We start from the raw sequence: 26,155 nt of genomic DNA, 5'->3' as shown, positions 1-26,155 counted from the left end.
CTCCATGATCGTTGTCGTGATCCTGCTCGTGCTCGTGGCGATCGCCGGCCTTGCGACCGCGTTCGCCGTCGCACTGGCGAGATCGGGGAAGAAGTCGCAGGCAGCGGCGATCCACATCCCCGGAGTGGACGTCGCCGTCCCCGCGTCCTGGGCCGGCTCGCACGATCCGGAGGCTCGACTGCATCGCCGGATCCGCGATGCCGCCAAAGCCCTCGACGCGACGATCGGCAACGCCGACGTCACTCAGCTCGACGAGCGCGCACGCCTGCTGATCACGGCGCGGGAACTCGATCAACGCCTGGTGACCATCTGGGCGCTGCCTGCGAACGCGAAAGCCGATCCGCTGGCCGCCGTGGACCGCGGCATCTCTGATTTCGAGAAGGCCGCCGCGTCGATCACGCTCGCTCCCGGACTCGACTCCGGTCTTTCGACGCCGCCGACGCTACCGCCGATCCCACCTCTCCCGCCCCAGCCGGCGGAGCGCCGCGACCAGCCCGAGCCACCTGCTGGTCTGGCTCAGTGACCCTCAGTTCGTTCTTCTCCTCACCCACCCTGACCCTGCGAGGTTCCGGCGTGTCCGCCGAGTTCAGCAGCGTCGGGCAGGCCCACGACGCGATGGCCGCCGGTGCGGTCACCACGGTGACCGGCGCGTTCGGATTCGACCCGACCGGCGACGCCGCGTTGATCGCGCCCGAGACCTTCGGCCCCGCCGCACCCCTGTCCGTCGTCACCTCCGGGTTCGGTCGAGCCGTCTCCACGATCACTCCGGCCGACGTGCACGCCGACCGCGTGCGGTCCGCTCTCGCCGCCATCGGTCAAGGCCGAGTCGGCAAGGCGGTCCTCGCACGCACCCTGAATCTCCGGTTCGACGATCCGATCGACCCGGTTGCACTCGCGTCGCGGTTCGTTCCCGGCCGCGATGCCACCACCACCACCGCGTTCGCCGTCCCCCTGGACGCTGCCGGCCGCCGTGGACACTGGTTGATCGGCGCGAGCCCCGAACTCCTCGTCCGCCGGTCCGGCCGAGTGGTGACCTGTCACCCGTTTGCCGGCACCGCACCTCGCGGGAGCGACGCCGCATCCGACCGCGCAGCCGTCGAATCGTTGCGCGCCTCCGACAAGGACCTTCGCGAACACGCCTTCGTCGTCGACTCCTTGGTCAACGCGCTCCGTCCGCTCTGCACCGAGCTCGACGTACCGGATGGGCCGCAGATCCAGTCCACGCCCGCTGTGTGGCATCTCGCGACGCCGATCCGCGGTGTGCTGGCGGACGCCTCGATCACTTCGCTCGACCTCGCAGCTCTGCTGTCCCCGACTCCCGCAGTCTGTGGAACTCCGACAACGGCGGCGGCCGAGTTGATCGCAGAGATCGAAGGCCCCCGAGACTTCTATGCCGGCGCAGTCGGCTGGTGCGACGCCTCGGGCGACGGCCAGTGGCTGGTCTCGATCCGCTGCCTCGAACTCGACGCGGCGCACACCGGTGTGACGACGTGGGCGGGCGGCGGCATCGTCGCCGGTTCCGATCCGGACGCCGAAGTGGCAGAGACAGAAGCCAAGTTCCGAACCGTGCTGTCCGCCCTCGGCTTGTCCGACTGATCCCAACGCGCTTGCTCCAACGACCTTTCGACTCACTCCGTTCGCTCAAGGAGCAGTGAAATTCCCCTGCTCGTTGAGCGCCTTTCGTCTCGCAAGCTCGCTCAAGACCCACGAAGTGAGTCGAAGCGTGCCCGCTAGACGACGATCAGGCTGCTCACGGAATCAGCCGAGAGCCTGGTCGAGGTCGCGAAGGAGGTCGTCGGCGCCTTCCAGCCCCACCGATAGGCGCACCATCGCATCGGTGAGACCGATCGAGGCGCGTCCCTCCGGGCCCATCGCCCGGTGGGTGGTGGTCGCCGGATGCGTGATCAGGCTCTTCGCGTCGCCGAGGTTGTTCGAGATGTCGATCACCTGCAGCTTGTTGAGGACCTCGAAGGCCCGCTCCTTGCCCGTCTTCCCCGGCTGCGCACCGAGTTCGAAGGTGATCACGGTACCGCCGCCCGCCATTTGGGCACGCGCGAGATCGTGCTGCGGATGAGAGGTGAGGAACGGGTAGATCGCGTTCGCGACGCGGGGGTCGGCGTCGAGGAACTCCGCGATGCGCAGCGCAGACGACACCGACTGGTCGAGGCGCACCTTCATCGTCTCGAGACCCTTGAGCATGGTCCACGCGTTGAACGGACTCAGTGCAGGCCCGGTGTGCCGCATCAGTTCGCGGACCGGCCCGTCGATGAACTCCTGTGTGCCGAGCACCGCCCCGCCCATCACCCGGCCCTGGCCGTCGATGTGCTTGGTGCCCGAGTAGACGATCACGTCGGCGCCGAAGTCGAGGCCGCGCTGCAACAGCGGCGTCGCGAAGACGTTGTCCAGCACCACCTTCGCGCCTGCAGCGTGCGCCATGTCGGCGACCGCGCGAATGTCGACGAGCGTCTGCATCGGGTTGGACGGCGTCTCGAAGAACACTGCGTCCGTCGGTTTGGACAGCGCCTCCTCCCACTGGGAGAGGTCTTCACCGTCCACGAACACCGTCTCGACGCCCCACGACGGCAGGATCTCGTTGCAGATCACGAAGCACGACCCGAACAGACTGCGTGCGGCGACAAGGCGCGTCCCCTTCTTGCAGATCGCACCGAGTGCGACGAAGACCGCAGCCATGCCGCTGGCGGTGGCGAACGCCGCCTCCGTGCCCTCGATCTGCCGGAGGCGTTCCTGGAACATGGCGACCGTCGGGTTGCCGTAGCGGGTGTAGACGAAACGCTCGTCTTCACCGGTGAACGCGCGTTCCGCCGCCTCAGCGGACTCGTACACATAGCCGCTGTTCAGGTACAGCGCCTCCGAGGTCTCGAAGAAGCCGGAACGCATCAGCCCGCCGCGGACGGCGAGGGTCTCCGGCGACACCCAGTCGGGAAGCTCGTTGCTCATGATTGATGCTCCTTACGGCTGTCGCCAGGGAAGAGATTCTGCGCGCCACCCGGCGCCGCCGCGATGCCCCTCGGCGTCGGTCGCGCCTTCGAAGCCGTCGCTGATGTTGAACGCCGACTGGAAGCCCGCGGCAGTCGCGGCTTCAGCGGCGCCGATCGACCGTTGGCCGGACCGGCACAGGAAGAGCACCTCATCGTCGTCCGCCAGTCCGGCGGCGCGGAGTTCGTCGACGAAGTGCGGGTTGCGGGCGCCGTTCGGGTAGTCGACCCACTCGACGAACACCGTCTGCTTGCCGAGCGATGTGATGTCGGGGACACCGACGAAGTTCCACTCCGCACGGGTGCGGCAGTCGACCAGCACAGCCTTCGGGTTGTCGCGGAGCCTGACCCACGCGTCGCTGACCGGGATGTCGCCGGAGTACGTCATGCTGCGCACACCTTCCACTCGTCACCCTGCTTGATCACGGTGAGTTCGGTCTTGGTCTCGACTCCCTTGTTCTCGCGCTTCTCGGTGACAGTCACCGCGGCACGGTCCCCGGCCACTTCGACGTCCATGTTCGGGACGATCAGCTTTCCGTCGCGATCTCGCTCGGCCCGGTTCTGGTTGGCGAAGTCCAACGACTTCGGGAATGCGGCGTCGGAGAGGTTCTTCTCACACTGGGTGCTGCGGTACTTCTCGTAGTCGAGCGAGTTCCGCGCCGTGTACATGTCGTTGACGACGTTCTGAATCTGAGCGGAGTCGGTGAGCCGCTCCTCCGCGGGGTTGGTCCAGTGACGGATCCCGATGAATCCGACGGCGAGCAGCACGACGACGAACGCGATGATGAAAGGCAGCGCGTCCCGCCACGTCTTCGGGGCCTGCTCCTCGGCGGGCACGTCGGTGCTGTCGGGCTGTTTCGCGCTCATAGGTCCTGAGTCTATCGAGTTGGGCGTCGGTGGTCGGCGGGGCGTCCCGCCCAGTTCAGCGCGGCATACCGGGTCCAGATCGTCAAGAGTTTCCCTCACGCCCAGGACGACTGAGGTTCACCTCACTTAGAGATTTTGGCAGGGACCGCACACGACCTAACGTTAGAGACGACAGCATTCCAACCAGTGCGAGGAAGCACGAGCACATGACTGACACCAACCGCCCGTTGCGGGTCGCCATCGTCGGCGCCGGACCGGCAGGCATCTACTGTGCCGATGCCCTGATGAAGTCGGACACCGCCGGTGAACGCGGCGTGAGCATCGACCTCTACGAGCGCATGCCCGCTCCGTTCGGCCTGATCCGCTACGGCGTCGCGCCTGACCACCCGCGCATCAAGGGCATCATCAACGCCCTGCACAAGGTCCTCGACAAGCCGCAGGTCCGCCTGCTCGGCAACATCGACTACGGCACCGACATCACGCTGGACGACCTGCGCGCCCACTACGACGCCATCGTCTTCTCGACAGGTGCCACCGACGACCGCGGCATGGACATCCCGGGCATCGATCTCGAGCGCAGTTACGGCGCAGGCGAGTTCGTCGCCTGGTACGACGGCCATCCCGACTTCTCGCGCACCTGGCCGCTGGAGGAGGAGAAGGTCGCCGTCATCGGTGTCGGCAACGTTGCACTCGACGTCGCACGTGTCCTCGCCAAGACCGGCGACGAACTGCTGCCGACGGAGATCCCGGACAACGTCTACCAGGGTCTCAAGTCGAACAAGGCGATCGAGGTGCACGTGTTCGGCCGTCGTGGTCCGGCGCAGGCCAAGTTCACGCCGCTCGAGCTCAAGGAACTCGACCACTCGCCGAACATCGAGGTGATCGTCGATCCCGAGGACATCGAGTACGACGAGGGATCGGCCGTCGCCCGCCGCAGCAGCAAGATCACCGATCAGGTCGCGACGATCATCGAGAACTACGCGATCCGTGAGCCGAAGCAGGGCGCGATTCACAAGCTGTTCCTGCACTTCTTCGAGAACCCCGTTGAGGTCCTCGGTGAGGAAGGCAAGGTGGTCGGTCTCCGCACCGAGCGCACCGAGCTCGACGGCACGGGCAACGTGAAGCCAACCGGCGCGATCCGCGAGTGGGACGTCACCGCCATCTACCGCGCGGTCGGATACCTCTCGGACAATCTGCCAGGTCTCCCCTTCGACAGCCAGGCAGGCGTCATCCCGAACGAGGCCGGGCGAGTGTTCGACGACGGCGCTCATCTGACCGGGCTGTACACGACCGGATGGATCAAGCGCGGGCCCGTCGGTCTCATCGGCCATACCAAGGGCGACGCCAACGAGACCGTCGAGTGCATTCTCGACGACATGAAGGCCGGCACGTTGAACACGCCTGCGACCCCGGCAGACGGCGCGATCATCGCGCTGCTCGAAGAGCGCAAGATCCCGTTCACCACCTGGGACGGCTGGAACCGTCTCGACGAGCACGAGCGCGCTCTCGGCGCCGAGCAGGGTCGCGACCGCATCAAGGTCGTCGAGCGCCACGACATGCTGGCCGCATCCGAGCCTGACAAGGTCTGATCTGCACAGACGACAAAAGGTCCGTCCCGAAAGGGACGGACCTTTTTGTCTGTTGTAGAAGTCTACGGCTTCGGCTGCGAACGCTTCACGTTCTGCCAGTAGCCTGCGTTGTTGAACGGGTTCTCGACCTGCTGGCCGATCGTGTAGCCGGAGATCGACGCGGGCCAGCAGCCCTTCCACTTGTCGTTCCACAGGATCGCGGTCTGACCGGGCTTGAGCTCGCCGGTCTTGGTCTTCTTGTCCTTGTCTGCCTTGACCCACCGGGTCGGTCCGCCGAACTCGGTGACGGTCACGCCGGTCATCGTCGAGCCGCCGATGTTCTTGACGCCCATGAAGCGGTTCATCTGCCAGACGGGGCCGTCGGACCAGTTGGGGCCCCAGAGTTTGAACGTACAGGTGACGCCGCCGATGATCTGGAGATCTCCGGGGCCTGCGGCCTGAGCCGGAGCAGCGACAAGCGAGCTTGCACCGATTGCGCCCGCCGCGGCGATGCCGACGGCAGCACGTGTCAGGGTCTTCTTCATGAGGAGTACCTTTCGTTTCGTCTGATAGAGCAACAGGTGGAAGCGTGTCCGCCCTTAACCGGTCTATCGGGACCCGCATACACGGGTGTTACGAAACTGTTCAGGTTTTCCTCAGGTGGGGCACGGATCAGGCGGGTGGGGGTCCCGGCCTGCGGGGCGGAGCGGGGTGGCCGCCCGCACCGGGCGGAGGCGGGGCGACGGGCCTCGGGCCTGCGGGTCCGGCTGGTCCGGGGCGCGGTCCTCCTGGACGTCCCATGGGTGGGCGCGGAGGCTGGCCCATGGGACCTCCGCGTGGCATCGGCGGCCGGGGCTGCGCGGGTTGCGGACGTTTGACCGCGACAGTCTCCTGCGCGACGGTCGGCGGCGCCGTGGGTTCGGCCGCGTCGGCGACGAGTGGCTGAACGAGTTCCGCCGCGCGTGTCGCCTTCTGACGCGCGATGTCGGTGGTCTGCGCGGTCGCGACGGCGACGCCCATCCGACGGCGCGCGAAGCTCTCCGGCTTTCCGAACAGTCTGACGTCGACGGCCGGGTCGGCCAGCGCCTGGGCGACGCCGGCGAACTTGATGCCGACGGCTTCGTGCCTGCCGTAGATAACGGCAGACGCGCCCGGCGACACCGCGGTGGTGTCGACGGGCAGCCCGAGGACCGCTCGAGCATGGAGTTCGAACTCGGAGAGTCGCTGAGTGGCAAGGGTGACCAGTCCGGTATCGTGCGGGCGGGGGCTGACCTCGGAGAAGTACACCTCGTCGCCCTTGACGAACAGTTCAACGCCGAACACACCGCGGCCGGTGCTCTCGCCGTCGCCCATCGCGGTGGCGATCCGCGCTGCCACCGACCGTGCGGTGCCGTAGGCGATCTCGCTCATCGGCTGAGGCTGCCAGCTCTCGACGTAATCGCCGGACACCTGACGGTGGCCGATGGGATCACAGAAGTAGGTTGCGAGCTTGCCTGTCGACGGATCGACGGCGCGCACGGTGAGCATGGTGATCTCGTAATCGAAGTCGACGAAGCCCTCGATGATCACGCGGTTGTTGTTGACTCTGGCGCCGGTCCGCGCCGCTTCCCATGCCGCATCGATGTCGTCGGGGCCCTTGAGCACGCTCTGGCCCTTGCCCGACGATGACATCACCGGCTTAACCACACATGGGAATCCGATGCTCGTGACGGCGCGACGCATCTCCTCCAACGAGCCCGCGAACAGGTAGGGCGACGTCGGGAGCCCGAGTTCCTCGTCGGCGAGGCGACGGATCCGTTCACGATCGAGCGTGGCCGACACTGCCTTGGCACTCGGGATCACCTCGGCCAGGCCTTCGCTCTCGACCGCTTCGAGAGCGTCGGTCGCGATCGCCTCGATCTCTGGGAGCACGTAGTGCGGCTTGTGCTTGTCGATCACGGCACGGACCTGCGCGGCGTCGGTCATGTCGATCACTTCGGCGTGATGTGCCACCTGGTGGGCCGGAGCGTCGGCGTATCGATCGACGGCGACGACCTCGACGCCGAATCGTTGCAGAGCGATCGTCACTTCTTTGCCGAGCTCACCCGAACCGAGCAGGAGGACTTTGACCGCGGTCGGACTCAGCGGGGTGCCGATCACTGTAGACGCCATACCCGGCAGTTTACGGGCATCCGCGCGTGCACCACCCACGGCGGCATTCGATGGAAGCACGCTCGGTGAATGGGCGTGTTCGACTCCGTGAAGAAGGCATCTCAGAATCTCGCAGTGAAGCAGTCCGCAGAGGACAACGCCCGCGTCGCGACGATGTTCCCCGGCGTTGAACTGCCTCGAGTCGACTACATCCCGAAGTCGCGCGAGTACGGCACCGCGACACCGACCGCGTACATCGCGACTGTCGGACTACTGCCGGAGGACGTGTTCGGAATCCTCCCGGTCAACTCGGAGAGTGCAGCACAGGGTTTCGAGTTCGTCTACCGAGACCGGCCGGAGTACGCACGCGGGCGAGCCGCGTGGCATCGACATCACGGATAGGAATCATGAGTCTCGACATCCAGGTCACCTTCGACGCCCACGATCCGCGGAGTCAGTCGCGTTTCTGGGCGGCAGTGCTCGACTACCGCGTTCCGGGCCCACCCGGAGTTCAACTCGGACCGGGTGACGACCCGTTCGACGCGTGGGACACGTTCCTCACAGGCCTCGGCGTGCCCACTTCGCAGTGGAACTCGCGGTCGGCGGCGGAGGATCCCGACGGAGTGGGTCCACGGCTGTTCTTTCAGCAGGTACCGGAAGACAAGGTCGTCAAGAATCGTGTGCATCTAGACGTGCGCGGGGCGCCCGGCCTGGTCGGCGACGCCCGCATGGCCGCGCTGGAGGACATGTGCGCTCGCCTGACGTCGCTCGGCGCACAGCGTGTGCGCCGCCAGGATCCCGTCCCGCCGATGGAGGGCGGTTACATCGTCATGACCGACCCCGAAGGCAACGAGTTCTGCCTCGACTGAGGAAACGCTGCACTCCTCGACACCGACCGACACCTCGTTGGCAAACGCGGCCTCCCTGAAAGCCGCGTCTGTGAGTGAAAGTCGCGGGCGACGTCCAGCGCGGCCGCTCCCTACGGAGCAACACCCAAAGCCATGTCCACGACGAGAACGGGCTGATTCACGCCGAACCGGCCATCTCCCTGCCGAGCACAGGCGAACGAAGCCCCTCACACCCACCACAACCCTCGCCGCGACCCTCACAGACAAACGCGGCCTTCACAGAGGCCGCATTTGCCAACGAAGCGTCGGTTTACGTCAACGAAAGCCGCGTTCGTCGACGAGGGCCGCGGCTCGTTGACGACGGAGGCCCTACTGCTCGTTGAGCGAGACGCAGCGAGTCCTAGTGCTCGTTGAGCGAGCGCAGCGAGTCGAAGCGTCTGGCGTCGGCCACGGGTTGAGTGGGCACGGTGGGTACTGCGGCCGCTCAAGGAACAGGGTGGCTACTGTGCGCGGTAGACGGGCGTCGATTCGGTCCGACCGCGGAGGGTCATCTCACGAAGCAGCGACCAATGCGCGGCCTCGTCGGGTGATGCGGCGCCGATCGCACGAGCCGACGCGACGGGGTGGCGGGGATCGTCTTTGGCGACCTCGGAGAGTCGAGCGCTCTCATTGACCGGATCACCGATGACCGTGTACTCGAACCGTTGAACCGCGCCCACGTTGCCTGCGACGACTGTCCCGTGGCTGACGCCGATGCCCGCCGTCAGTTCCGGCACGTCGGCGGCGAGGCCGTCAGCGATCTCCCGCGCTGCGGTGAGCGCTGCGGTGGCCGGCTCATCGAGCGCGACCGGCGCACCGAAGATCGCGAGAACCGCGTCGCCCTCGAACTTGTTGACCAGTCCACGGTTGCGTTCGGTGGCGTCGACGATGACGGCGAAGAACCTGTTGAGCAGGGCGACGACCTCTGTCGGTGAGCGCTTCTCGGCGATCGTCGTCGACCCGATGACGTCGACGAAGACCACGGCGACCACTTGCTCGGTTCCGCCTAACTCTGGGTCGCTGCGCAGAGCGGCGGCGGCGACGTCACGCCCGACGTGCCGTCCGAACAGGTCTCGCAGTCGCTCCTGCTCCCGAAGCCCCGAGACCATCGTGTTGAATCCGTACTGCAGTTCTCCCAGCTCTGAGCCGTCGTAGACGACGAGGTCGACGTCGTGATCGACGGCTCCGCCTCGGACCTGCGCCATCCCTGCACGTACGCTCTGCAGCGGCCCGGTGATGCTCCAGACGAACAGCGACGTAGTGAGCAGACCGACCGCTCCCGCGATCACCGCGAGCACGGAGACTGAGATGAGGACGCTGGTACTGCTCGTCTCACCGCGTATCGCACCGAACAGGACGACGAATGTGATGCCGAGCAGCGGCACGCCCGTACCGATGAACCAACTGGTGAAGGCGCGAGACCGCACCGTGCCGCCGCGCATGCCGAGGCCTGCCTGCATCATCCTCGCCCACACCGGCCGCAGCAGTATCTCGGTGAACAGACTCGCGATCGACACGACGACGAGTCCGCACATCAGGATGATCAGGACCGTCTTCGGGATCAGCTCGGGATCGGCGAGCCCGTACAGCAGGCCGAGCACACCCGCGCCGCCGATCCACAGCACACCTTGCAGAAGGACGAGGCGTCGTTGTGCACGACGCGCCCGCCTGGCGTCGTCGCGAGACGGGACCTCCCCGTCGATCGACCACCGGACGGCTTTGACAGTCGACGCCGTTCCGACGACCACACCGAGCAGGAGTGCCACTCCGATGTAGACCGGCACCGCGAGAAAGTTGATCAGGACCAGATCACGCCGCAGGAACGACGGTTCCGGGATGCCGAACAGCACCAGGCAGATCGCGATCACGATGCCGATCACGTTCGCAGTGACGATCGCGATGGTGAGGAAAGTCTGGATCCGCACCCGCTGGCTGCGGCTCGACTGATCAGCCGACCCCAGCAGCACGGAACCGTAGTCCCTGCTGATCCCCGGCATCCTCATGAGAGGACTCTAGCCAGTCTCAGACGATCTCACGACGGACGATGGTCTGGTCACGACCGGGACCGACGCCGATGCACGAGATGTGTGCGCCCGACAGCTCTTCCAGACGCAAGACGTAGTCCTGTGCGTTCTTGGGCAGATCCTCGAACGTGCGGCAGCCGGAGATGTCCTCCCACCAGCCGGGCATCTCTTCGTAGATCGGCTTCGCGTGGTGGAATCCGGTCTGTGTCATCGGCATGTCGTCGACACGCTCGCCGTCGACCTCGTACGCGACGCAGATCGGGACCGTCTCCAGGCTCGACAACACGTCGAGTTTGGTGAGGAAGTAGTCGGTGATGCCGTTGACCCGCGTGGCGTAACGCGCGATGACGGCGTCGAACCAGCCGGTACGCCGTGCACGGCCGGTGGTGACACCCACCTCGCCGCCTGTCTTGGCGAGATACGCGCCCCACTCGTCGAACAGCTCCGTCGGGAACGGCCCCTCGCCGACGCGGGTGGTGTATGCCTTCAGGATGCCGAGAACGGTGTCGATGCGGCCCGGGCCGATGCCCGCGCCGACGGCTGCGCCGCCCGCGGTCGGGTTGGACGACGTCACGTACGGGTACGTGCCGTGGTCCACGTCGAGGAGCGTGCCCTGCGAGCCTTCGAGCAGGATCGTCTCGCCGCGCTCGAGCGCCTGGTTCAGCAGCAGACGCGTGTCGGAGATGCGGTGCTTGAAGCCTTCGGCGAGTTCGAGCGTGCCGTCGACGACCTCGTTCGGGTCGAGGCCCTTGCGGTTGTAGATCTTGGTGAGGATCTGGTTCTTGACCTCGAGGGCCGCTTCGACCTTCTGGGTGAGGATCTTCTCGTCCAGGACGTCGGCGACACGCACGCCGACGCGAGCGATCTTGTCCTGGTAGCAGGGACCGATGCCGCGGCCGGTGGTGCCGATCTTGCTGTTGCCGAGGAATCGCTCGGTGACCTTGTCGATGGCGACGTGGTACGGCATCAGCAGGTGCGCGTCGGCCGACAGCAGCAGTCGTGACGTGTCGACGTCGCGGTCTTCGAGGCCCTTGAGTTCAGCGAGCAGAACGCTCGGGTCGACGACGACGCCGTTGCCGATCACGTTGTTGACGCCCGGGGTCAGAATGCCGGACGGGATGAGGTGGAGGGCGAACGTCTCACCGTTCGGCAGGACAACCGTGTGTCCCGCATTGTTTCCACCCTGGTAGCGGACCACCCACTGCAGCTTCTCGCCGAGCAGATCTGTCGCCTTACCTTTGCCTTCGTCGCCCCACTGGGCGCCGATGAGCACAATCGCAGCCATGTCTGGTGCTCCTCCTGTTCGGCACTACCCTATCGGGTCGCGGGCCGCGAGCGCCTATTGGTCGCCGAGTGTCTTCGGCAGCGACTCGACAGGCGTGGCGTGAGCCGCTGGTTAGGCTGGTCGAGTGGCAGCAACACATCTCACGCCGTCGAGGCCGGAAGACGGTGGCCTCACCGCGGCTCAACTCGTAGCCGACGCCGTGACCGACCCCGACCTGACGCGCCTCATCGTGTCGCCCCCGGCCGCAGCCGAGTCGGGCGTCGACCCGGACGTCTTTCTGTCCCAGGTGGTGGCGGCGCTGATGAAGAACGACCGCCTCGACGTCGAGATCGCCTACATCGCACCGCATTCGACACGGGCGACCAAGGTGTACGGGCTGAAGCACGGCGCCAGGGCGATCGCTCTCGCCGAGTCGGGCGTGGCGCGGACACTCCCCTTGATCCGCGACGACGCCGCCACCGTGCTCGTCGGACGGGCTCGGCATCTGGGTGCGGAGGGCGCGCGGCTGCACGGCGAGACGTACGTGGACTCGCATCGTCTGTTCGACGGGGAGACGACGGCCGTCGAGATCGAGCCCACCGTTGACGAGCCGGGAGTCCGCGGGCGTGTCGCGCGCAGGCTGCCGGGCGGCTGGCACGCCGGGCGCGCCGTCCAGACGGGCGGGACCAACGTGGTCGTCGAACGCGAAGGTGTGCTCACCGAGCGGGTGGTGAAGCGGTCGACCTTCTACCGCCACCACATCGACTGGAAGCTGGTCGCGACGTGACGACACCCACCGCGGCCGCATTGAAGTCGGTCCGTCCCGGACCCGTGTTCCTCGGCTTGTGCGCCGCGTTCGGCGTCGGTGTCTACCTGCTGATCGACTCGGGCAAGGACGACACCGCCACCGCGACGGTGGGCACGGTGCTTGTGGTGTTGAGCGGTTGGGTGATCTCGTTGTCGCTGCACGAGTTCGCGCACGCGTTCACCGCATTCAGGTTCGGCGACCGCTCGGCCGAGCTCCGCGGGTATCTGACGTTGAATCCGCTCAAGTACACCCACCCGGCGATGTCGATCGGCTTCCCCCTGCTGATCATCGCGCTCGGAGGCATCGGCTTCCCCGGCGGAGCCGTCTACGTGAACGAGGCCGGTTTCACCCCGGAACAGCGGACCAAGGTCTCACTCGCGGGCCCGGCGGCGAACCTGATACTCGGTCTGGTGCTGTGTGCGGCGCTGATCGGTCTCACCCCCGGCGACGACCTCGCAGGCCTGAATCTGTACTCTGCGCTGACATTGTTGACATTCCTGCAGTTCACGGCCGTTCTGCTGAACATGCTGCCGGTCCCCGGACTCGACGGTTTCGGCGCGATCGAGCCGTACCTCTCTTACGAGACTCGTCGCTCGGTCGCCAAGGTCGCGCCGTTCGGTTTCCTCATCGTGTTCGTCCTGCTCTACATTCCCGTGCTGAACAGGACGTTCTTCAACATCGTGTACACGGTGATGGACACGTTCGGCATCGACTCGGCGTTCATCAGCTACGGCTGGGCGCTGTTCGAGTTCTGGCGGTAACGCTCCACCAGCGTCCGCCTCAGCAGTTTCCCGGCGGCGGTGCGGGGCAGTTCGTCGACGAAGTGCACCTCACGCGGTGTCTTGTACCTCGCCAAGTTCTGCTTCACGTGGGCTCGGATCTCGTCCGCGGTCACCGTGGATCCGGCCCCGCGGACGACAACTGCCACCAACCGCTGGCCGAAGTCGTCGTCGGGCGTTCCGACGACCGCCGCGTCGAGCACGTCGTCGTGCGCGAGGATGAGATCTTCGACTTCGCCGGGATACACGTTCTCTCCGCCGGACACGATCATGTCGTCGTCCCGGCCGTCGACGAACAGCCTGCCGTCGGCATCCCAGTGGCCGCGGTCGCCGGTGGCGAGCAGTCCGTCGATGCGGTCTTTCGTGCCGCCACCGGTGTAGCCGTCGAAGGCGAGCGCGCTTCCCGCGTGAATCGATCCGATCCGTCCGGGTTCGGTGATCTCTCGACCGTTCTCGTCGTAGATCCTGGTGCGGACGACGGATGGCGGGCGGCCCGCGGTGGTCGGGGCCGCCGCGAGGTCCTCGGGTGTCGCGACCGAGACGACGCTGACCTCGCTCGACCCGTAGAGGTTGTAGAGCACCGGGCCGAACCGTTCGAGCGCCGCGACCGCGACGGGGCCTGGAAGCAGGGAGCCCGCCGTGAAGATCACTTCGACCCTCGACGCGTCGAACCTGGTGTGATCGGCGACGGCGAGGAGTCGTTGGAGGATCGTCGGAACGAGGACGATCGACGTCGCGCGGTGCCGCTCGATCAGTTCCCACAGTTCGTCGGACGAGTGGCCCGCCGCGGGCACGATGGTGCTGCCGAGGGACATAGAATACAGGACCTGGCTCAGCCCGGTGCCGTGGAACAGAGGCGCCGCGCACACCACGACTCCGCAGCGTGGGAGCGGGATCCTCTCGATGAGACCGGCCGCGTCGAGGGGATTGCGCACACTGCGTTCGGCGCCCTTCGGAAGCCCCGTGGTGCCGCCGGTGAGCAGCACCATCGAGCCCGGACGCTTCGGCCGCGGCGCGGGCGCCGACGTGACGCCCTCTGCGATGAGGTCGGCGACGCTCTCCTCCCCTGCGGTGTCGCCGTTCACGACGAATCGGTTCGGCACCGCGCACATCTCGGCGATCGGCGAGAACTCCGCGTCGTACGCGAGCACCGTGACGTTCTCGCGCGCCACGATGTCTGCCACCTGGGGACCCGCCATGGCCGTGTTGAGCAGGACCACCCTCGCGCCGGTCTTCGACGCCGCGATCATCGCCTCCATCGAGCCGATGCCGTCCCGGCACAGGACTCCGACGGTGCGTCCCTGCGTGCTTCCGCGTTTCACGAGGGAGGCGGCGAGGGCGGACGACGCCGCGTCGAGCTCGGCGTAGGAGATCGATCGGTCACCGTCGATCACCGCGGTGCGGTCCGGGTACCGGCGGGCACTCGAAGCGACCGGGGTGGCGAGTGGACCGATCGTCGGCATGTCGATGACCGATGCCAGTGCGTGGTCGGGTCGGGTGACGTCGGCGACTCCGGACCGGGCCACGACAAGCGCCGATCGTGCGGTTCGCGCAGCCGTGTCGAAGAGGTCTGCCATGCGAGTCAGCATCCCGCCCCCTCACCCGTCGCGCGCTTCTCGTACGCACGGCGTTCTGGCACGCCCGCCGAGTCGAGGATCTGGTGATCCGCGCCCAGCCGTCTGAGCAGGCTGTCGCCGACGCGCGTGGGCAGTACCGAGTGCAGTGTGTTCATCGACCCCAACCAGTTCGGAACGGTGACGTGCCTTCTCCGGTGCCGCACACCGTCGACGATCGCGGTCGCGACCTCGGTCGGCTCCAGGGTCCGCAGCAGTCGATGCTGGGGGACGCCGGAGGCGAGGTCGGTGTTGACCAGACTCGGCATGACGCAGGTGAATACGACTCCGGAGTCAGCATATTCTCGCGCGAGCGTGTCGGTGAGTCCCACGACGGCGAATTTGGTGGCGCTGTAGGTCGCGACGCCCGGATAGCCGATCCGACCTGCAGCCGACGCGACGTTCACGACGGCCCCGGCTCCACGGGGCGTCATCCGCCGCAGTGCCGCTTGGCAACCGTGAACGACACCTTCGACGTTGATCGCGAGCTGCCGGCGGACCGACGCTGCGGACTCGTCGACGAACGCGGCGATCGGCATGATTCCCGCGTTGTTGACCACCACGTCCACGGGACCGACCTCCAGTTCCACGCGGTCGAACACCGCATTCACCTCGTCGGGGTCGGTGACGTCCAGGCGGTACCCGAACCCGTATCCGGCCCCGAGCTCCTCCACCAGTGCCCGAGCCGCCTCGTGGTCGACGTCGGTCACGACGACGCGTGCGCCGCGTGCTGCGAACGCACGGGCGGTCGCCGACCCGATGCCGCCGGCCGCACCGGTGATCAGCACGGTGCGGCCGGTCAGGTCGAGTGTTCGCGTCACCGGAGCGCCACCTGTCGGATGCGCGGGAACCGTCGCCTGGGCGGGGTCGGCTTGCCGAGCCTGCCGGCCCGGTGGTCGTCGATGAGCGCGGTGACCGTCTCGCGGGCGCACGCCCGATTGGATCCGATGACACCCTGCGCCCCTCGTTTGATCCACCCGACGCAGTACAGACCGGGGACGGTCTCGCCTGCGGTGTCGATCACCCGCCCGCCTCGGTTGCCGACGGTCTGCGTCGCCGGGTCGAGGTCGACACCGTCGAGAGGTGTCCCGACGAATCCGATGGCGCGGATCACGAGTTCGGCATCGATGACGCCGCTGCCGATGCGCACTCCGGTGACGGCCCCCTCGCCGACGAAGCCGGTGGCCGACGTGTGGAATCGCAGGATCACCCGACGTGCGGAGCTCGGCCGAGCGCGAGCGGCGGCGCCGAGCATCTCCAGCATTCGACGCATCGCCGGGTCGTCCGACTCGGTCGGCTCCAGTTCCGCGGCGGTGGCGTTCTCGACGACGAGGTCGACGTCGTCGAGGGCGGCGAGTTCGAGCAGTTCGCCGAGCGTGAAGGACGCATCCCGCGGTCCACGACGACCGAGCACCACGACCTCCGAGATCCGGCTCGTGGAGAGAGCGCGTTCGACACGAGCGGCGAGTCGCCCGCGCGCAGTCCGTCGGCCGGCGACGAGCATCCGCGCCGAGTCGAGCGCCACGTTTCCATTGCCGATCACGACTGCGCGTGCAGACCGCATGGGCGGGCCGTCGTGGTTCTCGTCAGGGTGCCCGTTGTACCAATTGGCGAAGCTCATCGCGCCTATCACGCCGTCGAGGCCCTCGCCGTCGACATTCAAGAAGCGCTCTCCATGAGCGCCGTGAGCGAGGACCACTGCCTGATGGCGTCGGCGCAGTTCGGCGACACTGACGTCGACTCCCACCTCGACCCCGCTGTGCAGAGTGAGCCGTGCGGCCTTCGACGGAGAGAACACGAACTGCTCGGTCACCCGTTTGGTCTCGGGATGATCCGGCGCCACCCCGTAGCGCACCAATCCGTGCGGTTCATCGAGCCGCTCGTACATGTCGACCACAACGCCGGGATGGTGCAGCAGTTCCTTGGCGGTGTAGAAGCCCGCAGCGCCCGAGCCGACGACCGCCACCCTCAGCGGGTCACGTGAGGTGACTGTCGGCTCCGGCGCCGTGCCGACCGAGAACACTGGCGAATACGTTTCGCCGGACCCGTAGTGGTCGGCGTTGATTGCGACGTACGGTTCGGAGTCGGGGCCGAGTGCGCGATCCGACACGATCGCGTTGACGGGACACGCGTCCGCGCATGCGCCGCAGTCGATGCAGACCTTCGGGTCGATGTACAGCATGTCACTGGTGGCGAAGCCCGGTTCGCCGGGTGCCGGGTGGATGCAGCCGACCGGGCAGGCCGCGACACACGCAGCGTCCGCGCAGCAGTTCTGGGTGATCAGATACGGCATCGAGCAATCCTGTTCAGTAAGGCATCGGATAGGGGCTGGCGCCGTCGCCCGCCACGTGAACGCCGCCCCACGGGTCGCCGTCGACGAGGAGCGCAGGCACGGGCTCACTGCCCGGAGTACTCAAGCGCACCGGCTGCCGCAGACGTGTGTGAAGTGACGAGATCGCGGCCGACGGTTCGAGGCGGCCGGTCCATACGACGGAGTTCGCGACGGGCTGGTACTGCGCGAGGAGATGAGCGGTCACCGGATGTGCGACGCCGTTGTCGTCGATGACCGACGCTGGACCGTGATACTCGTCGTCGTCCTCGCGGTCGTCGGCCGTCGTGAACTCGAAATCGGCGAGACGCGGTCGGGGCGAGCGGAGAGCTGCAAGCAACGAGCTCGGCGACGCCGCCCTCGCGAACTGGCCCTGGACATGGCGTTTGACCTCGACACGGGAGAATCCTGCATCGCGCATCGCCTGGACCGCGTCGCCGACGAACGCCACCTGTCTGTCGAGCCGCAGCGGACCGGTTTCGTCGACTATCCACCGATTCGGTGCGCCGTTCTCGGCGATGCCCAGATACGGGGTCGGCCCATCACCGACGGCTCGCTTCGAGCTGACGACGATTCGCGCTCGAACGGTGCGCCCTTCTGCGCTCGTCACGACCCAGCAGTCGGCATCGGGATCAAAAGCCTCGGCGGTCACGTGGTCCACCACCGCGGAGGGGTCGAGTCCTCGCTGACGCAGGCGTCGACCGGTGTCGACTCCGACAGCCAGCACCTCGCAGTCGACACTCATCAGAGAAATCCGTGGCTGCGCCACATGAGCCGGGAGATCGGATTGAGCAGACCGTTCTCAGTGAGGAACCCGTGGAGCCCTTCGAACGACTCTCGACGCCTCGCTCGGACCTGTTCGTTGTTCCGCGCCTGCCGCATCGCCTCCCGAACCGGCAGCCCACAGCGGCGATAGACCTCTTTGTCGTAGTAGAGCCGTCGCAGGATGAAGGCTGCCCCTCCGTTCGCCGTCGCCACGAACTGCCGCTCCCACCAGGGAGCCCGCGCGATTCGCCTGCGAACTCCCTCTCTCGCGTACCGGATGTGGCGAGCTTCCTCAGTCACATGGATGCGGAACACCTGCAGCATGATCGGTTGGACGTCAGGATGCCTGGCGTTCTGCTTCTGGCTCTCGTCGATCACCTCCTCGCCGCACAGCGCGGCGACCCACAGCATGAGACCCCGATACGCGAGCGGCATCGCCTGAACGGCGAGAGTTTCGCGACGCGACAGGCGGTACGGGAGTGCGCCGATGGCGGACACTGCTCGCCCGAACATCACCATGTGACGGGTCTCGTCGCCGATCTCGGTGAGGGCGTAGTGCACGTTGCGCGATGTCGGGTCCTGGTGGAGCATCGCGCGCAGGAGCCCTTGGTTGAGGGTGTTCTCGAACCACACCGCGCGGGTCAGGGTGTTCGCGGCCTCCTGCCGAGACAGCTCCACTCGTTGGCGATGTGTCATCGACTCCCAGAGCGGGGTGCCGTACAGCGACATCATCTCCGGCGGCAGATAGAACAGATCCGGATCCTGCGGTGCGTCCCAATCGATGTCGATGTTCGAGTTGAACGACCGACGCATCGATCCCTGGATGAGTCGATCTCCCAAGGCGTCGCGATCCGCTGCGTTCGCTGCCGCAGAGGTCGCCCCTTCTGGGTCGAGCGCATCAGGTTTCAGTGATTCCGGTGCCGATGTTCTGGTCGAGACCATGGCGGACACTCCTTCGTCTCGGTCGGGCGATCACCCGACCCTGGTGTATGACTACCCTCACACAAGAGTAGACACTTTCCGTATTTTTGTCTCCCCCTAAGCTTGGGGCATGGTCCGACTCGCTTCACCGACGCCGAGTACTGAGGCAGGGGGCGCGAAGGCGCGCATCCTCGACGCCGTCGTCGCCATCGCGCACGCCACCGGCCTGCGGAAACTCGCAATGGACGAGATCGCGCGCGAAGCCCACGTGGGCCGGGCCACCCTGTACAAGCACTTCTCCGGGCGGGATGCGCTCGTGAAGGCCGCGGTCCGCGCAGAGCTCGACAAGTTCTTCCGAGAGTTGGAAGGGACCGTCCGCCGATACGACGATCAGGACGAGCGGATCGTTCACAGCTTCGCGCACGCGTATCGCCTTCTCGACGAGCATCCGGCCCTCGCTCCGATCCTCCGCCTCAATCCCGATCTGCTGCTTCCCTATGTGGTCACGCCATCGAGTTCGGCACTGAACCGCGGCACGGAGTTCATCACGTCGTTCCTCGACGACGGGTACCTCTCCCCGCGGCAGGCGACGCGGTTCGCCGAGCACACGGCCCGGCAGTTCCACACCCTGACACTCATCTCGGAGACCGACCTCGGCCTCCGCGACCCAGGCGGGGCGGAGCAGTACGCGCGCGATTTCCTGCTGCCCGTGCTGCACCGCCTCCACCTGGACGACACTCTCTAACCAAGCAGCCCCTTGGCGATGTGCGTCACCTGGACTTCATTGGTGCCCGCATAGATCATCAACGACTTCGCGTCTCGGGCGAGTTGCTCCACCCGGTACTCCGACATGTAACCGTTGCCGCCGAACAGTTGCACCGCGTCCATCGCCACCTCTGTCGCGATCTCCGACGAGTAGAGCTTGGCTGCCGACGCCTCGGCGAGTGACGGGAGTCGGCCCGAGCTCAACCCTTCGATGGCGGCGAAGACCATGTTCTGCACATTGATCCGCGCCACCTCCATCTTCGCGAGCTTGAGTTGGATCAGCTGGAACGATCCGATGTTCTGACCCCACAGCGTCCGAGTCTTCGCGTAGTCGATCGACAGGCGGTGGCACTCGTTCACGATGCCGAGCGCCAGCACCGCGACACCGATGCGCTCGACGGTGAAACTCTGTCTCGCGCTCTCTCGCCCGTCACCTCCGCCGTGATCCTCAGTCTCTCCGAGGAGACGGTCGGGTGTGAGCCGGACGTCGTCGAAGAACAACTCGCCCGTCGGTGACGAGTGCATGCCCATCTTGCGGAACGGTCTACCCTGCGTGAGGCCCGGCATCCCGGAGTCGAGCACAAAGGTGAGGACCTTGCGATCCCGCGGCGCGATCGACTCGTCCCCTTCGTCGAGCTTGGCGTAGACGACGATCGTGTCGGCGTACGGACCATTCGTGATGAACGTCTTCTGCCCGTTCAGGATGTAATCGGAGCCGTCTCGTCGCACGTAGGTCTTCATCCCGCCGAAAGCGTCCGATCCCGAGTCGGGCTCGGTGATCGCCCACGACGCGATCTTGTCCAGGGTCACCAGATCCGGCAGCCATCGTTCCTGTTGCGCGAGAGTCCCGCGCGACATGATCGTCGCCGCTCCGAGCCCCAACGACACACCGACCGCCGCGACGGACCCGAGGCTCACACCGGCGAGTTCGGCGAGGATCGCGGCACCCATCGACACCTGCGCGCCGACGTCGCCCAGGCCGCCTCCTTTCCCTTTGGCCGCAGTGTCGCTCGGAGCCTCCGCCTTCGTGCGCTGCTTCGCGAGGTACCCGGACAGGGCTTCGGAGGCCATCACATCGAGGCCGAACTCGCTCCACAGCTTCCGCATCATCGGATAGGGCGGGAGATCACCGTGCTCGAGGTCGTCGAGTTGAGGACGGACGTGCTCTTTGACGAAGTCGCGCATCGCGTCCCGCATGATGACGTCGGTGTCGGACCACTCGATCATGGGAGCCTCGCCGCGATGTCGTCGACGGTCCACGGACCGTCGGTCTCGATCGTCTTCACGTCGTGCCAGCCCGCCAGTTCGGATATCGCGCCACCTTGCACGGCGAACACCTTGCCGGTGATGGCACACAGATCCGACGCCAGATAGGCGACGACCGGCGAGATGTTGGCGGGACTGAACGCGTCGAAGCCCTCGTCTTCCATCGCGGCCTCCATGATCGCTCCCATCCCCGGCGTCGCGAGCGTCAGCCGGGTGCGTGCGATGGGCGCGATCGCATTCACGCGCACGCCGTACCTGTCGAGTTCCTCCGCGGCCACCTGCGTCAACGCGGCGATCGCAGCCTTCGCCGCCCCGTAGTTCGACTGTCCGGCATTCGGGAGGGTCACACCAGAGGCGGACGCCGTGTTGACCACCGCCGCTTGCGGCTGCCTGCCCGCCTTCGACTCCGCTTTCCAATGGGCCGCCGCATGGCGGAGCACATTGAAGTGCCCTTTCAGGTGGACGCCGATCACCGCGTCCCACTGCGATTCGTCCAGCGAGGGGATGAATCCGTCCCGCAGGATGCCCGCATTGTTGACGACGACGTCGAGGCGGCCGAACTCTGCGAGGGCCTGATCGACAAGCGCCTTCGCCCCGTCCCATTCGGCGACGTTCGCCCTGTTGGCCACCGCACGTCCACCTGCGGACTCGATCTCGGCGACGACGTCCGCCGCCGGGCCCGCGTCCGCGCCTTCACCGGCGTTGCTCGATCCGAGATCGTTCACGACGACGCTCGCACCGAGCGAGGCGAACAGGAGCGAGTGCTCCCGCCCGATTCCCCGGCCTGCGCCCGTGACGATCGCGACCTTTCCATCCAATGCGCCCATGGCGTCTCCTTCGTGAGTTGTGCTTGTCAGTCCGCGACGACTGCGAGGCCGTCGGTGATCACGACGTCGCTTCCGCGAGTCGTCTGGAATCCGTACTCGGTGGCGCCGTCCGCCGATCCGCTGCGCCAGATCCGAGTGGTGAGGTCGTCGCCGGGGAGGACCATCGTCGAGAAGCGGACTGCGAACCGCCTGAGCCGATGCACATCGGACGCGGCCACCTCGGTGAGCACCGCCCACGAGGTGAACGCCATCGTGCACAGCCCGTGCGCGATGATCCCGGGCAAGCCCGCGTCCTTGGCGACCTCTTCGTCGAGGTGGATCGGCATCGGGTCCCCCGACGCGGGCGCGTAGCGGAACGTCTGGTCGTCGTCGACGTGCGCCTCGACGACGGCCACGGGCTCCCGACTTGTCGTGGTGGTGTCGAGGCGATGACCGGGGACTCGCTCTCCGACGTTCCGGCCCGCATCGACGCCGCGGAAGAACCCGATCAGGTACTGCTCGTTGACCAGGTCGTCCTGCGCGTCTCGCGTCTCGATCTGAATAGACAGGCGGGTGCCGGAGTCGACGGTGTCGTATCCGATCACGCGGGCCCGGGTCGTGAGCACGTCGCCGGGCACGATCGGTCGGTGGAAGTGGAAGTCCTGCTCCCCGTGGACGATCCGTCCGAAGATCTCGATCGGCACCACGTCGACGGCGGGTGACATCATGGCGTCGAACGCCGGAACGATCCCGAACACCGGCGGCGCGACGTCGCCCCGCAGATGAGCTTCGATGGGATCGTTGGTCGCGGCGGCATATGCGGCGATCGACTCCCTCGTGACCGTGACGACCTCGGGTTCGGCCCAGACACCGATCGCGGCGTCGTCGAAGCCGTTGTCGACGACAGTCATGCCGAGGCCAGTGCGTCGAGCTTCTCGAACGTCGCAGCGATCTGGCTCCGCGCGTCCTTCTCGACCGCCTTGGACAGCGCGCCCTTGAGCAGCGCTCCTTCGAAGTCGCCGGTCACCGTGAGGGCACTGCCGCCCTCGTCCTCTGCCAGCGTGAACACGAACTCGGTCTTGACTCCTGCCATCCCGGTTCCCCGGAGCACCATCTTGGTTGGGCTGACGAGTTCGCCGACTGTCCATTCGATCTTGTTGGCCATGCCGAGCATGACGATCTTCGCGGTGAGGTGCGCGCCCTCGGTGAGCTCGGCCGGGGGCTCCTCCATCCACCGCTCGTGGATCGTGAACCAGGAGTCCCACGTGGACGGGTCGGAGATGACTCGCCAGACCGCGTCCGGAGCTGACGAGAGGGTGGTGGTGGTTTCGATGTGTCCCATGATCGTTTCCCTGTCTTGTCGGTGTTCTGTGTCGTGCGGGTGATTGTGCGGTCAGTCGCCTGGTGTCGATCAGCGGTTCGCGCGCTGATAGGCGGACACGACGGCGGCGCCGCCGAGGCCGATGTTGTGTTGGAGCGCCGCTGTGACGCCGTCGACTTGGCGTCCGTCGGCGTCGCCGCGGAGTTGCCACGTCAGTTCTGCGCACTGAGCGAGCCCGGTCGCGCCGAGTGGATGCCCCTTCGAGATGAGACCGCCTGAGGGGTTGACCACCCACTGTCCGCCGTAGGTGGTCGCGCCGGCGTCGATGAGCGTGTGCCCTTCGCCTTCGCCGCACAGGCCGAGTGCTTCGTACAGAAGCAGTTCGTTGGCCGAGAAGCAGTCGTGGAGTTCGATCACCTGGAAATCGGCCGGTCCAAGGCCCGCCTGCTCGTAGACCGACTGTGCAACCTGAACATTCATGTCGTGTCCGATGAGGTTCTTGCAGGTGCCGTTGAACGACGATCGGTAGTCGGTGGTCATCGCCTGTCCGACGATCTCGACCGCGCGGTCGGCGAGATCATGCTCATCGACGAACCGCTCTGACGCGAGCACGGCCGCGCCGGAACCGTCCGACGTCGGCGAGCACTGCAGTTTGGTGAGCGGATCGTAGATCGTCCGTGAGTCGAGGATCTCGTCGAGCGTGTACTCGTCCTGGAACTGGGCGTACGGATTGTTCGTCGAGTGCCGGTGATTCTTCTCGCCGATCTTCGCGAAATGCTCGGCTGTCGAGCCGTGCTCCCGCATGTGCTCACGCCCGGCGGCGCCGAACATCCACGGCGCGGGCGGGAACAGGACTTCGCTGATCTCCGCCATTGCGAGGATGTGCTTCTCCATCGGCTGCGCACGATCGTCGTACGTCGATCCGAGCGAGCCCGGCTGCATCTTCTCGAAACCGAGCGCCAGCGTGCAGTCGGCGAGGCCGCCGCGGATGGCGCGCGCTGCCAGGTACAGCGCAGTGGAGCCCGTTGAGCAGTTGTTGTTCACGTTCACCACCGGGACACCGGTCATGCCGAGTTCGTACACGGCTCGCTGACCCGATGTGGACTCTCCGTAGACGTAGCCGACATAGGCCTCCTGGATCTGGTCGTACGTCACTCCGGCATCGGCGAGCGCCTTCGTTCCAGATTCCCTGGCCATGTCCGGGTAGTCCCAGTCGGATCCGTCGTCGTTCTTCCGACGGCCCGGCTTCTCGAATTTCGTCATGCCTACGCCGATGACGAACACTCTCTGTGTCATGTGCATCACACCTCCTGCCACATACAAACATTCGTGAATGTATGTAAGCAAGCGATGTGTGACCACTGTCACTTTGAAACGGGTGTGGAGTCAGGCGCGGGCCGAGGCGGCCCAGTCGAGAAGACGCGGGTCGGCAGCCGCCCGGAGCACTTCCTTTGCACGCTGCCACCTGCGCAGAGGCCGATCCGAGCCCGGCGTGAGGAATCCGGACACGAGCAGTCCTCGCAGCGCGTCCATCGCCGTGTACGCGAAGTCGAGCATCGGCCGCGCCAACTCAGACGGCACATGAGCGGCGACCGCCTCACCGATCGTCTTGTCCACGAGCGACTCGAACTCGACAACGTCCACGCGCAGATCGGCGTCCGTCCGCGCCGCCACCCAGAGTTCGACGCTCGCCACGAACAGCGGCCCGTCGTGAAGATCCCAGAGCAGGTCGAACAGTGAGTCGAGGGGATCGAGCGACTCCGCGATCCGACCGACCCGCTCCACCGCCTCCGCCGACCGCCGTTCAGCGAGGTGCCGGATCGCGTGACTCACCAGTTCGTTCCGCGACCCGAAATGATGCATCTGGGCGCCGCGGGTCACCCCGGCGCGTTCTGCGACGCGAGTTGTGGTGATTCCGCTGTAGCCGAACTCCACGAGGCAGTCGATGGTCGCATCCATCAGAGCGGCACGCGTCTGCGCACTCCGCTCCTCCTGTGTCCGCCGAACCGGTACAGACATTCCGCCGTCGCCCATTCACAGGAGGCTACACAGCGACGCGGCACAAACAGTGCCACATGCGATCACCAGGTCAGTTGGCCGGCGCACGCGCCACTGCTGCCGCTCGACTCGATCTGAACCGTCGCGTGTTCCAGCCCGTGACCGTCGAGCACACGGCGAGCGTCCACCAGCACCTGCTCGTGATCGCCCGAACTGGTCAGATGCACGGTTGCGACGTCCATGCCGGTGGTCACCGACCAGACGTGCAGATCGTGAACATCGTCGACACCCGGCAGATCTGTCAGTTCGGCCCGCAGCGCCGCGAGGTCGAGATGAGCCGGCGCCTGCTGGTTGAGGATCTTGAGCGCGTCTCGAGCGAGCTTGACCGCGCGAGGCACCACCCACAGGGCGATGAGGACCGCGACGAGCAGATCCGCGTATCCCCACCCGGTCGTCATCGCGATGACGCCTGCGACGAGGACTCCTACGCTGCCGACGGCGTCCGCGAGCACTTCGAGATACGCGCCACGGACCGCGATGGACCCCTCCGCGTCGGCACGCAGCAGGAACATCACGACGATGTTGGCGAGCAGCCCGAGACTGGCGACGATGATCATCGCGCCGCCGGGAACTTCGGGGTCGGTGCCGATGCGGCGGATCGCCTCGACGAGGACGAACACGCCCACACCGATCAGGAGCACCGCGTTCACCACCGCGGTGAAGACCTCCGCGCGATACCAACCGAAGCTCCGACCGTCGGTCACCCGACCGTGTCGCGCCAACAACAACGCGGACAGACCCATGCAGAGCGCAACCACGTCGGTGAGCATGTGCCCGGCGTCGGCCACCAGCGCCAACGAACCGAACACGAGTCCGGCGACCAATTCGACGACGAAGAATCCGCCGATGATGACCACGGAGACGACCATCGGCCACAACCTGCGGTTGACCGCACCCGAAGCCAGGTCGGCGGCCGTCGGCCCGTGCGAGTGCCCCTCATGCCCATGCTCACTACCCATGACCTCAATATATGCGCATTATTGAATAT

27 protein-coding genes are annotated in these 26,155 nt (G+C 66.4%); 8 read left to right on the top strand and 19 right to left on the bottom strand.

Annotation, left to right across the window (positions count from 1 at the left end; genetic code table 11):
- Nucleotides 1–4 precede the first annotated feature (4 nt).
- Together WFK36_RS00290 and WFK36_RS00285 are read left to right on the top strand one after the other, a co-directional pair.
- Nucleotides 5–523: a hypothetical protein gene (locus WFK36_RS00290; protein ID WP_336788720.1), complete on the top strand. Its 519-nt coding sequence runs from the start codon at nucleotides 5–7 to the stop codon at nucleotides 521–523.
- A complete protein-coding gene (locus tag WFK36_RS00285; RefSeq protein ID WP_336788718.1) occupies nucleotides 520–1,596 on the top strand; it encodes an isochorismate synthase in 1,077 nt (358 codons plus the stop codon). Before WFK36_RS00290 ends, WFK36_RS00285 begins: the two co-directional genes overlap by 4 nt.
- A gap of 162 nt (nucleotides 1,597–1,758) precedes the next feature.
- Here WFK36_RS00285 and WFK36_RS00280 read toward each other — a convergent pair whose 3' ends face one another.
- The 3 genes from WFK36_RS00280 to WFK36_RS00270 are packed head-to-tail and all read right to left on the bottom strand — an operon-like array spanning nucleotide 1,759 to nucleotide 3,863.
- Nucleotides 1,759–2,958 (bottom strand): O-succinylhomoserine sulfhydrylase, encoded by a 1,200-nt coding sequence (locus WFK36_RS00280; protein ID WP_336788716.1) that lies wholly within the window; start codon nucleotides 2,956–2,958, stop codon nucleotides 1,759–1,761.
- A 12-nt stretch (nucleotides 2,959–2,970) separates the two neighbouring features.
- Nucleotides 2,971–3,384 (bottom strand): rhodanese-like domain-containing protein, encoded by a 414-nt coding sequence (locus WFK36_RS00275; protein WP_336788714.1) that lies wholly within the window; start codon nucleotides 3,382–3,384, stop codon nucleotides 2,971–2,973.
- The gene (locus tag WFK36_RS00270) at nucleotides 3,381–3,863 is read right to left on the bottom strand and encodes an Rv0361 family membrane protein (protein WP_336788712.1); all 483 of its coding nucleotides are present in this window, start codon (nucleotides 3,861–3,863) and stop codon (nucleotides 3,381–3,383) included. Before WFK36_RS00270 ends, WFK36_RS00275 begins: the two co-directional genes overlap by 4 nt.
- Nucleotides 3,864–4,069: 206 nt before the next feature.
- Here WFK36_RS00270 and WFK36_RS00265 point away from each other — a divergent pair, with 206 nt between their 5' ends.
- The gene (locus WFK36_RS00265; RefSeq protein ID WP_336788710.1) at nucleotides 4,070–5,452 is read left to right on the top strand and encodes an FAD-dependent oxidoreductase; all 1,383 of its coding nucleotides are present in this window, start codon (nucleotides 4,070–4,072) and stop codon (nucleotides 5,450–5,452) included.
- 62 nt (nucleotides 5,453–5,514) lie between these two features.
- On the opposite strand, the gene WFK36_RS00260 is transcribed toward WFK36_RS00265, so the two are convergent.
- Nucleotides 5,515–5,976: a hypothetical protein gene (locus tag WFK36_RS00260; RefSeq protein ID WP_008379531.1), complete on the bottom strand. Its 462-nt coding sequence runs from the start codon at nucleotides 5,974–5,976 to the stop codon at nucleotides 5,515–5,517.
- 127 nt (nucleotides 5,977–6,103) lie between these two features.
- Nucleotides 6,104–7,582: a formate-dependent phosphoribosylglycinamide formyltransferase gene (gene purT, locus WFK36_RS00255; RefSeq protein WP_336788707.1), complete on the bottom strand. Its 1,479-nt coding sequence runs from the start codon at nucleotides 7,580–7,582 to the stop codon at nucleotides 6,104–6,106.
- A gap of 69 nt (nucleotides 7,583–7,651) precedes the next feature.
- On the opposite strand from purT, the gene WFK36_RS00250 reads away from it, so the two are divergent.
- Both WFK36_RS00250 and WFK36_RS00245 read left to right on the top strand, forming a co-directional pair.
- On the top strand, nucleotides 7,652–7,963 hold the full coding sequence (locus WFK36_RS00250) for a hypothetical protein (RefSeq protein ID WP_336788705.1): 312 nt from the start codon (nucleotides 7,652–7,654) through the stop codon (nucleotides 7,961–7,963).
- Nucleotides 7,964–7,968: 5 nt separating this feature from the next.
- Nucleotides 7,969–8,430, top strand: coding sequence for a VOC family protein (locus WFK36_RS00245; protein WP_336788703.1), 462 nt, complete (start codon nucleotides 7,969–7,971; stop codon nucleotides 8,428–8,430).
- Nucleotides 8,431–8,909: 479 nt separating this feature from the next.
- Here WFK36_RS00245 and WFK36_RS00240 read toward each other — a convergent pair whose 3' ends face one another.
- A complete protein-coding gene (locus WFK36_RS00240) occupies nucleotides 8,910–10,445 on the bottom strand; it encodes an adenylate/guanylate cyclase domain-containing protein (RefSeq protein ID WP_336790893.1) in 1,536 nt (511 codons plus the stop codon).
- Between the two features lie 25 nt (nucleotides 10,446–10,470).
- Nucleotides 10,471–11,757, bottom strand: coding sequence for an adenylosuccinate synthase (locus tag WFK36_RS00235; RefSeq protein WP_008379538.1), 1,287 nt, complete (start codon nucleotides 11,755–11,757; stop codon nucleotides 10,471–10,473).
- A gap of 124 nt (nucleotides 11,758–11,881) precedes the next feature.
- On the opposite strand from WFK36_RS00235, the gene WFK36_RS00230 reads away from it, so the two are divergent.
- Together WFK36_RS00230 and WFK36_RS00225 are read left to right on the top strand one after the other, a co-directional pair.
- On the top strand, nucleotides 11,882–12,523 hold the full coding sequence (locus WFK36_RS00230) for a hypothetical protein (protein WP_419717189.1): 642 nt from the start codon (nucleotides 11,882–11,884) through the stop codon (nucleotides 12,521–12,523).
- Nucleotides 12,520–13,305 carry a site-2 protease family protein gene (locus tag WFK36_RS00225; RefSeq protein WP_336788700.1) on the top strand — a complete coding sequence of 262 codons (786 nt, stop codon included), beginning with the start codon at nucleotides 12,520–12,522 and terminating at the stop codon, nucleotides 13,303–13,305. The genes WFK36_RS00230 and WFK36_RS00225 overlap by 4 nt, the downstream gene beginning before the upstream one ends.
- Here the strand turns inward: WFK36_RS00225 and WFK36_RS00220 are convergent.
- From WFK36_RS00220 to WFK36_RS00200, 5 genes are read right to left on the bottom strand one after another with little or no spacing between them, the layout of a single operon-like run.
- On the bottom strand, nucleotides 13,272–14,900 hold the full coding sequence (locus WFK36_RS00220; RefSeq protein ID WP_336788698.1) for an AMP-binding protein: 1,629 nt from the start codon (nucleotides 14,898–14,900) through the stop codon (nucleotides 13,272–13,274). The two genes, WFK36_RS00225 and WFK36_RS00220, sit on opposite strands and share 34 nt — an antisense overlap.
- A gap of 5 nt (nucleotides 14,901–14,905) precedes the next feature.
- Entirely contained in the window at nucleotides 14,906–15,757 is an 852-nt protein-coding gene (locus WFK36_RS00215; protein WP_336788696.1) for an SDR family oxidoreductase, read from the bottom strand.
- Complete coding sequence (locus tag WFK36_RS00210) at nucleotides 15,754–17,229, bottom strand: FAD-dependent oxidoreductase (protein ID WP_336788694.1); 1,476 nt, start codon at nucleotides 17,227–17,229, stop codon at nucleotides 15,754–15,756. Before WFK36_RS00210 ends, WFK36_RS00215 begins: the two co-directional genes overlap by 4 nt.
- Nucleotides 17,230–17,242: 13 nt before the next feature.
- A complete protein-coding gene (locus WFK36_RS00205; RefSeq protein WP_336788692.1) occupies nucleotides 17,243–18,010 on the bottom strand; it encodes a DUF4873 domain-containing protein in 768 nt (255 codons plus the stop codon).
- Nucleotides 18,010–18,972, bottom strand: a complete 963-nt coding sequence (locus tag WFK36_RS00200; RefSeq protein ID WP_336788690.1) for an AurF N-oxygenase family protein — start codon at nucleotides 18,970–18,972, stop codon at nucleotides 18,010–18,012. Before WFK36_RS00200 ends, WFK36_RS00205 begins: the two co-directional genes overlap by 1 nt.
- Before the next feature lie 109 nt (nucleotides 18,973–19,081).
- Here WFK36_RS00200 and WFK36_RS00195 point away from each other — a divergent pair, with 109 nt between their 5' ends.
- Entirely contained in the window at nucleotides 19,082–19,696 is a 615-nt protein-coding gene (locus tag WFK36_RS00195; protein ID WP_336788688.1) for a TetR/AcrR family transcriptional regulator, read from the top strand.
- Here the strand turns inward: WFK36_RS00195 and WFK36_RS00190 are convergent.
- The 7 genes from WFK36_RS00190 to WFK36_RS00160 all read right to left on the bottom strand — a co-directional run bounded on the left by WFK36_RS00190 (nucleotide 19,693) and on the right by WFK36_RS00160 (nucleotide 26,126).
- A complete protein-coding gene (locus WFK36_RS00190; protein WP_336788686.1) occupies nucleotides 19,693–20,943 on the bottom strand; it encodes an acyl-CoA dehydrogenase family protein in 1,251 nt (416 codons plus the stop codon). The genes WFK36_RS00195 and WFK36_RS00190 overlap by 4 nt on opposite strands.
- Nucleotides 20,940–21,809: an SDR family oxidoreductase gene (locus tag WFK36_RS00185; RefSeq protein ID WP_336788684.1), complete on the bottom strand. Its 870-nt coding sequence runs from the start codon at nucleotides 21,807–21,809 to the stop codon at nucleotides 20,940–20,942. The genes WFK36_RS00190 and WFK36_RS00185 overlap by 4 nt, the downstream gene beginning before the upstream one ends.
- 26 nt (nucleotides 21,810–21,835) lie before the next feature.
- Nucleotides 21,836–22,699: a MaoC/PaaZ C-terminal domain-containing protein gene (locus tag WFK36_RS00180; protein ID WP_336788682.1), complete on the bottom strand. Its 864-nt coding sequence runs from the start codon at nucleotides 22,697–22,699 to the stop codon at nucleotides 21,836–21,838.
- Entirely contained in the window at nucleotides 22,696–23,130 is a 435-nt protein-coding gene (locus tag WFK36_RS00175; protein ID WP_336788680.1) for a type II toxin-antitoxin system Rv0910 family toxin, read from the bottom strand. The genes WFK36_RS00180 and WFK36_RS00175 overlap by 4 nt, the downstream gene beginning before the upstream one ends.
- A 69-nt stretch (nucleotides 23,131–23,199) precedes the next feature.
- Nucleotides 23,200–24,405 carry a lipid-transfer protein gene (locus WFK36_RS00170; RefSeq protein WP_336788678.1) on the bottom strand — a complete coding sequence of 402 codons (1,206 nt, stop codon included), beginning with the start codon at nucleotides 24,403–24,405 and terminating at the stop codon, nucleotides 23,200–23,202.
- A 90-nt stretch (nucleotides 24,406–24,495) separates the two neighbouring features.
- Complete coding sequence (locus WFK36_RS00165; RefSeq protein WP_336788676.1) at nucleotides 24,496–25,143, bottom strand: TetR/AcrR family transcriptional regulator; 648 nt, start codon at nucleotides 25,141–25,143, stop codon at nucleotides 24,496–24,498.
- 47 nt (nucleotides 25,144–25,190) lie between these two features.
- Complete coding sequence (locus WFK36_RS00160; protein ID WP_336788675.1) at nucleotides 25,191–26,126, bottom strand: cation diffusion facilitator family transporter; 936 nt, start codon at nucleotides 26,124–26,126, stop codon at nucleotides 25,191–25,193.
- Between the last annotated feature and the right edge of the window lie 29 nt (nucleotides 26,127–26,155).

This window comes from Gordonia malaquae (assembly GCF_037148075.1).
Lineage (GTDB): Bacteria > Actinomycetota > Actinomycetes > Mycobacteriales > Mycobacteriaceae > Gordonia > Gordonia malaquae.
Note: the sequence above shows the minus strand (reverse complement) of the source record. Positions and strands in the feature narration are given on the sequence as shown.

Bases quoted from the DNA above. Each gene is read 5' to 3' on its own strand.
- WFK36_RS00260 (WP_008379531.1), bottom strand. From the start codon at position 5,976: ATGAAGAAGACCCTGACACGTGCTGCCGTCGGCATCGCCGCGGCGGGC.
- WFK36_RS00200 (WP_336788690.1), bottom strand. From the start codon at position 18,972: ATGGTCTCGACCAGAACATCGGCACCGGAATCACTGAAACCTGATGCG.
- WFK36_RS00265 (WP_336788710.1), top strand. From the start codon at position 4,070: ATGACTGACACCAACCGCCCGTTGCGGGTCGCCATCGTCGGCGCCGGA.
- WFK36_RS00275 (WP_336788714.1), bottom strand. From the start codon at position 3,384: ATGACGTACTCCGGCGACATCCCGGTCAGCGACGCGTGGGTCAGGCTC.
- WFK36_RS00250 (WP_336788705.1), top strand. From the start codon at position 7,652: ATGGGCGTGTTCGACTCCGTGAAGAAGGCATCTCAGAATCTCGCAGTG.
- WFK36_RS00245 (WP_336788703.1), top strand. From the start codon at position 7,969: ATGAGTCTCGACATCCAGGTCACCTTCGACGCCCACGATCCGCGGAGT.
- WFK36_RS00240 (WP_336790893.1), bottom strand. From the start codon at position 10,445: ATGCCGGGGATCAGCAGGGACTACGGTTCCGTGCTGCTGGGGTCGGCT.
- WFK36_RS00235 (WP_008379538.1), bottom strand. From the start codon at position 11,757: ATGGCTGCGATTGTGCTCATCGGCGCCCAGTGGGGCGACGAAGGCAAA.
- WFK36_RS00190 (WP_336788686.1), bottom strand. From the start codon at position 20,943: ATGATCGAGTGGTCCGACACCGACGTCATCATGCGGGACGCGATGCGC.
- WFK36_RS00270 (WP_336788712.1), bottom strand. From the start codon at position 3,863: ATGAGCGCGAAACAGCCCGACAGCACCGACGTGCCCGCCGAGGAGCAG.
- purT (WP_336788707.1), bottom strand. From the start codon at position 7,582: ATGGCGTCTACAGTGATCGGCACCCCGCTGAGTCCGACCGCGGTCAAA.
- WFK36_RS00205 (WP_336788692.1), bottom strand. From the start codon at position 18,010: ATGAGTGTCGACTGCGAGGTGCTGGCTGTCGGAGTCGACACCGGTCGA.
- WFK36_RS00185 (WP_336788684.1), bottom strand. From the start codon at position 21,809: ATGGGCGCATTGGATGGAAAGGTCGCGATCGTCACGGGCGCAGGCCGG.
- WFK36_RS00165 (WP_336788676.1), bottom strand. From the start codon at position 25,143: ATGGGCGACGGCGGAATGTCTGTACCGGTTCGGCGGACACAGGAGGAG.
- WFK36_RS00220 (WP_336788698.1), bottom strand. From the start codon at position 14,900: ATGGCAGACCTCTTCGACACGGCTGCGCGAACCGCACGATCGGCGCTT.
- WFK36_RS00280 (WP_336788716.1), bottom strand. From the start codon at position 2,958: ATGAGCAACGAGCTTCCCGACTGGGTGTCGCCGGAGACCCTCGCCGTC.
- WFK36_RS00195 (WP_336788688.1), top strand. From the start codon at position 19,082: ATGGTCCGACTCGCTTCACCGACGCCGAGTACTGAGGCAGGGGGCGCG.
- WFK36_RS00170 (WP_336788678.1), bottom strand. From the start codon at position 24,405: ATGACACAGAGAGTGTTCGTCATCGGCGTAGGCATGACGAAATTCGAG.
- WFK36_RS00210 (WP_336788694.1), bottom strand. From the start codon at position 17,229: ATGCCGTATCTGATCACCCAGAACTGCTGCGCGGACGCTGCGTGTGTC.
- WFK36_RS00160 (WP_336788675.1), bottom strand. From the start codon at position 26,126: ATGGGTAGTGAGCATGGGCATGAGGGGCACTCGCACGGGCCGACGGCC.
- WFK36_RS00175 (WP_336788680.1), bottom strand. From the start codon at position 23,130: ATGGGACACATCGAAACCACCACCACCCTCTCGTCAGCTCCGGACGCG.
- WFK36_RS00180 (WP_336788682.1), bottom strand. From the start codon at position 22,699: ATGACTGTCGTCGACAACGGCTTCGACGACGCCGCGATCGGTGTCTGG.
- WFK36_RS00290 (WP_336788720.1), top strand. From the start codon at position 5: ATGATCGTTGTCGTGATCCTGCTCGTGCTCGTGGCGATCGCCGGCCTT.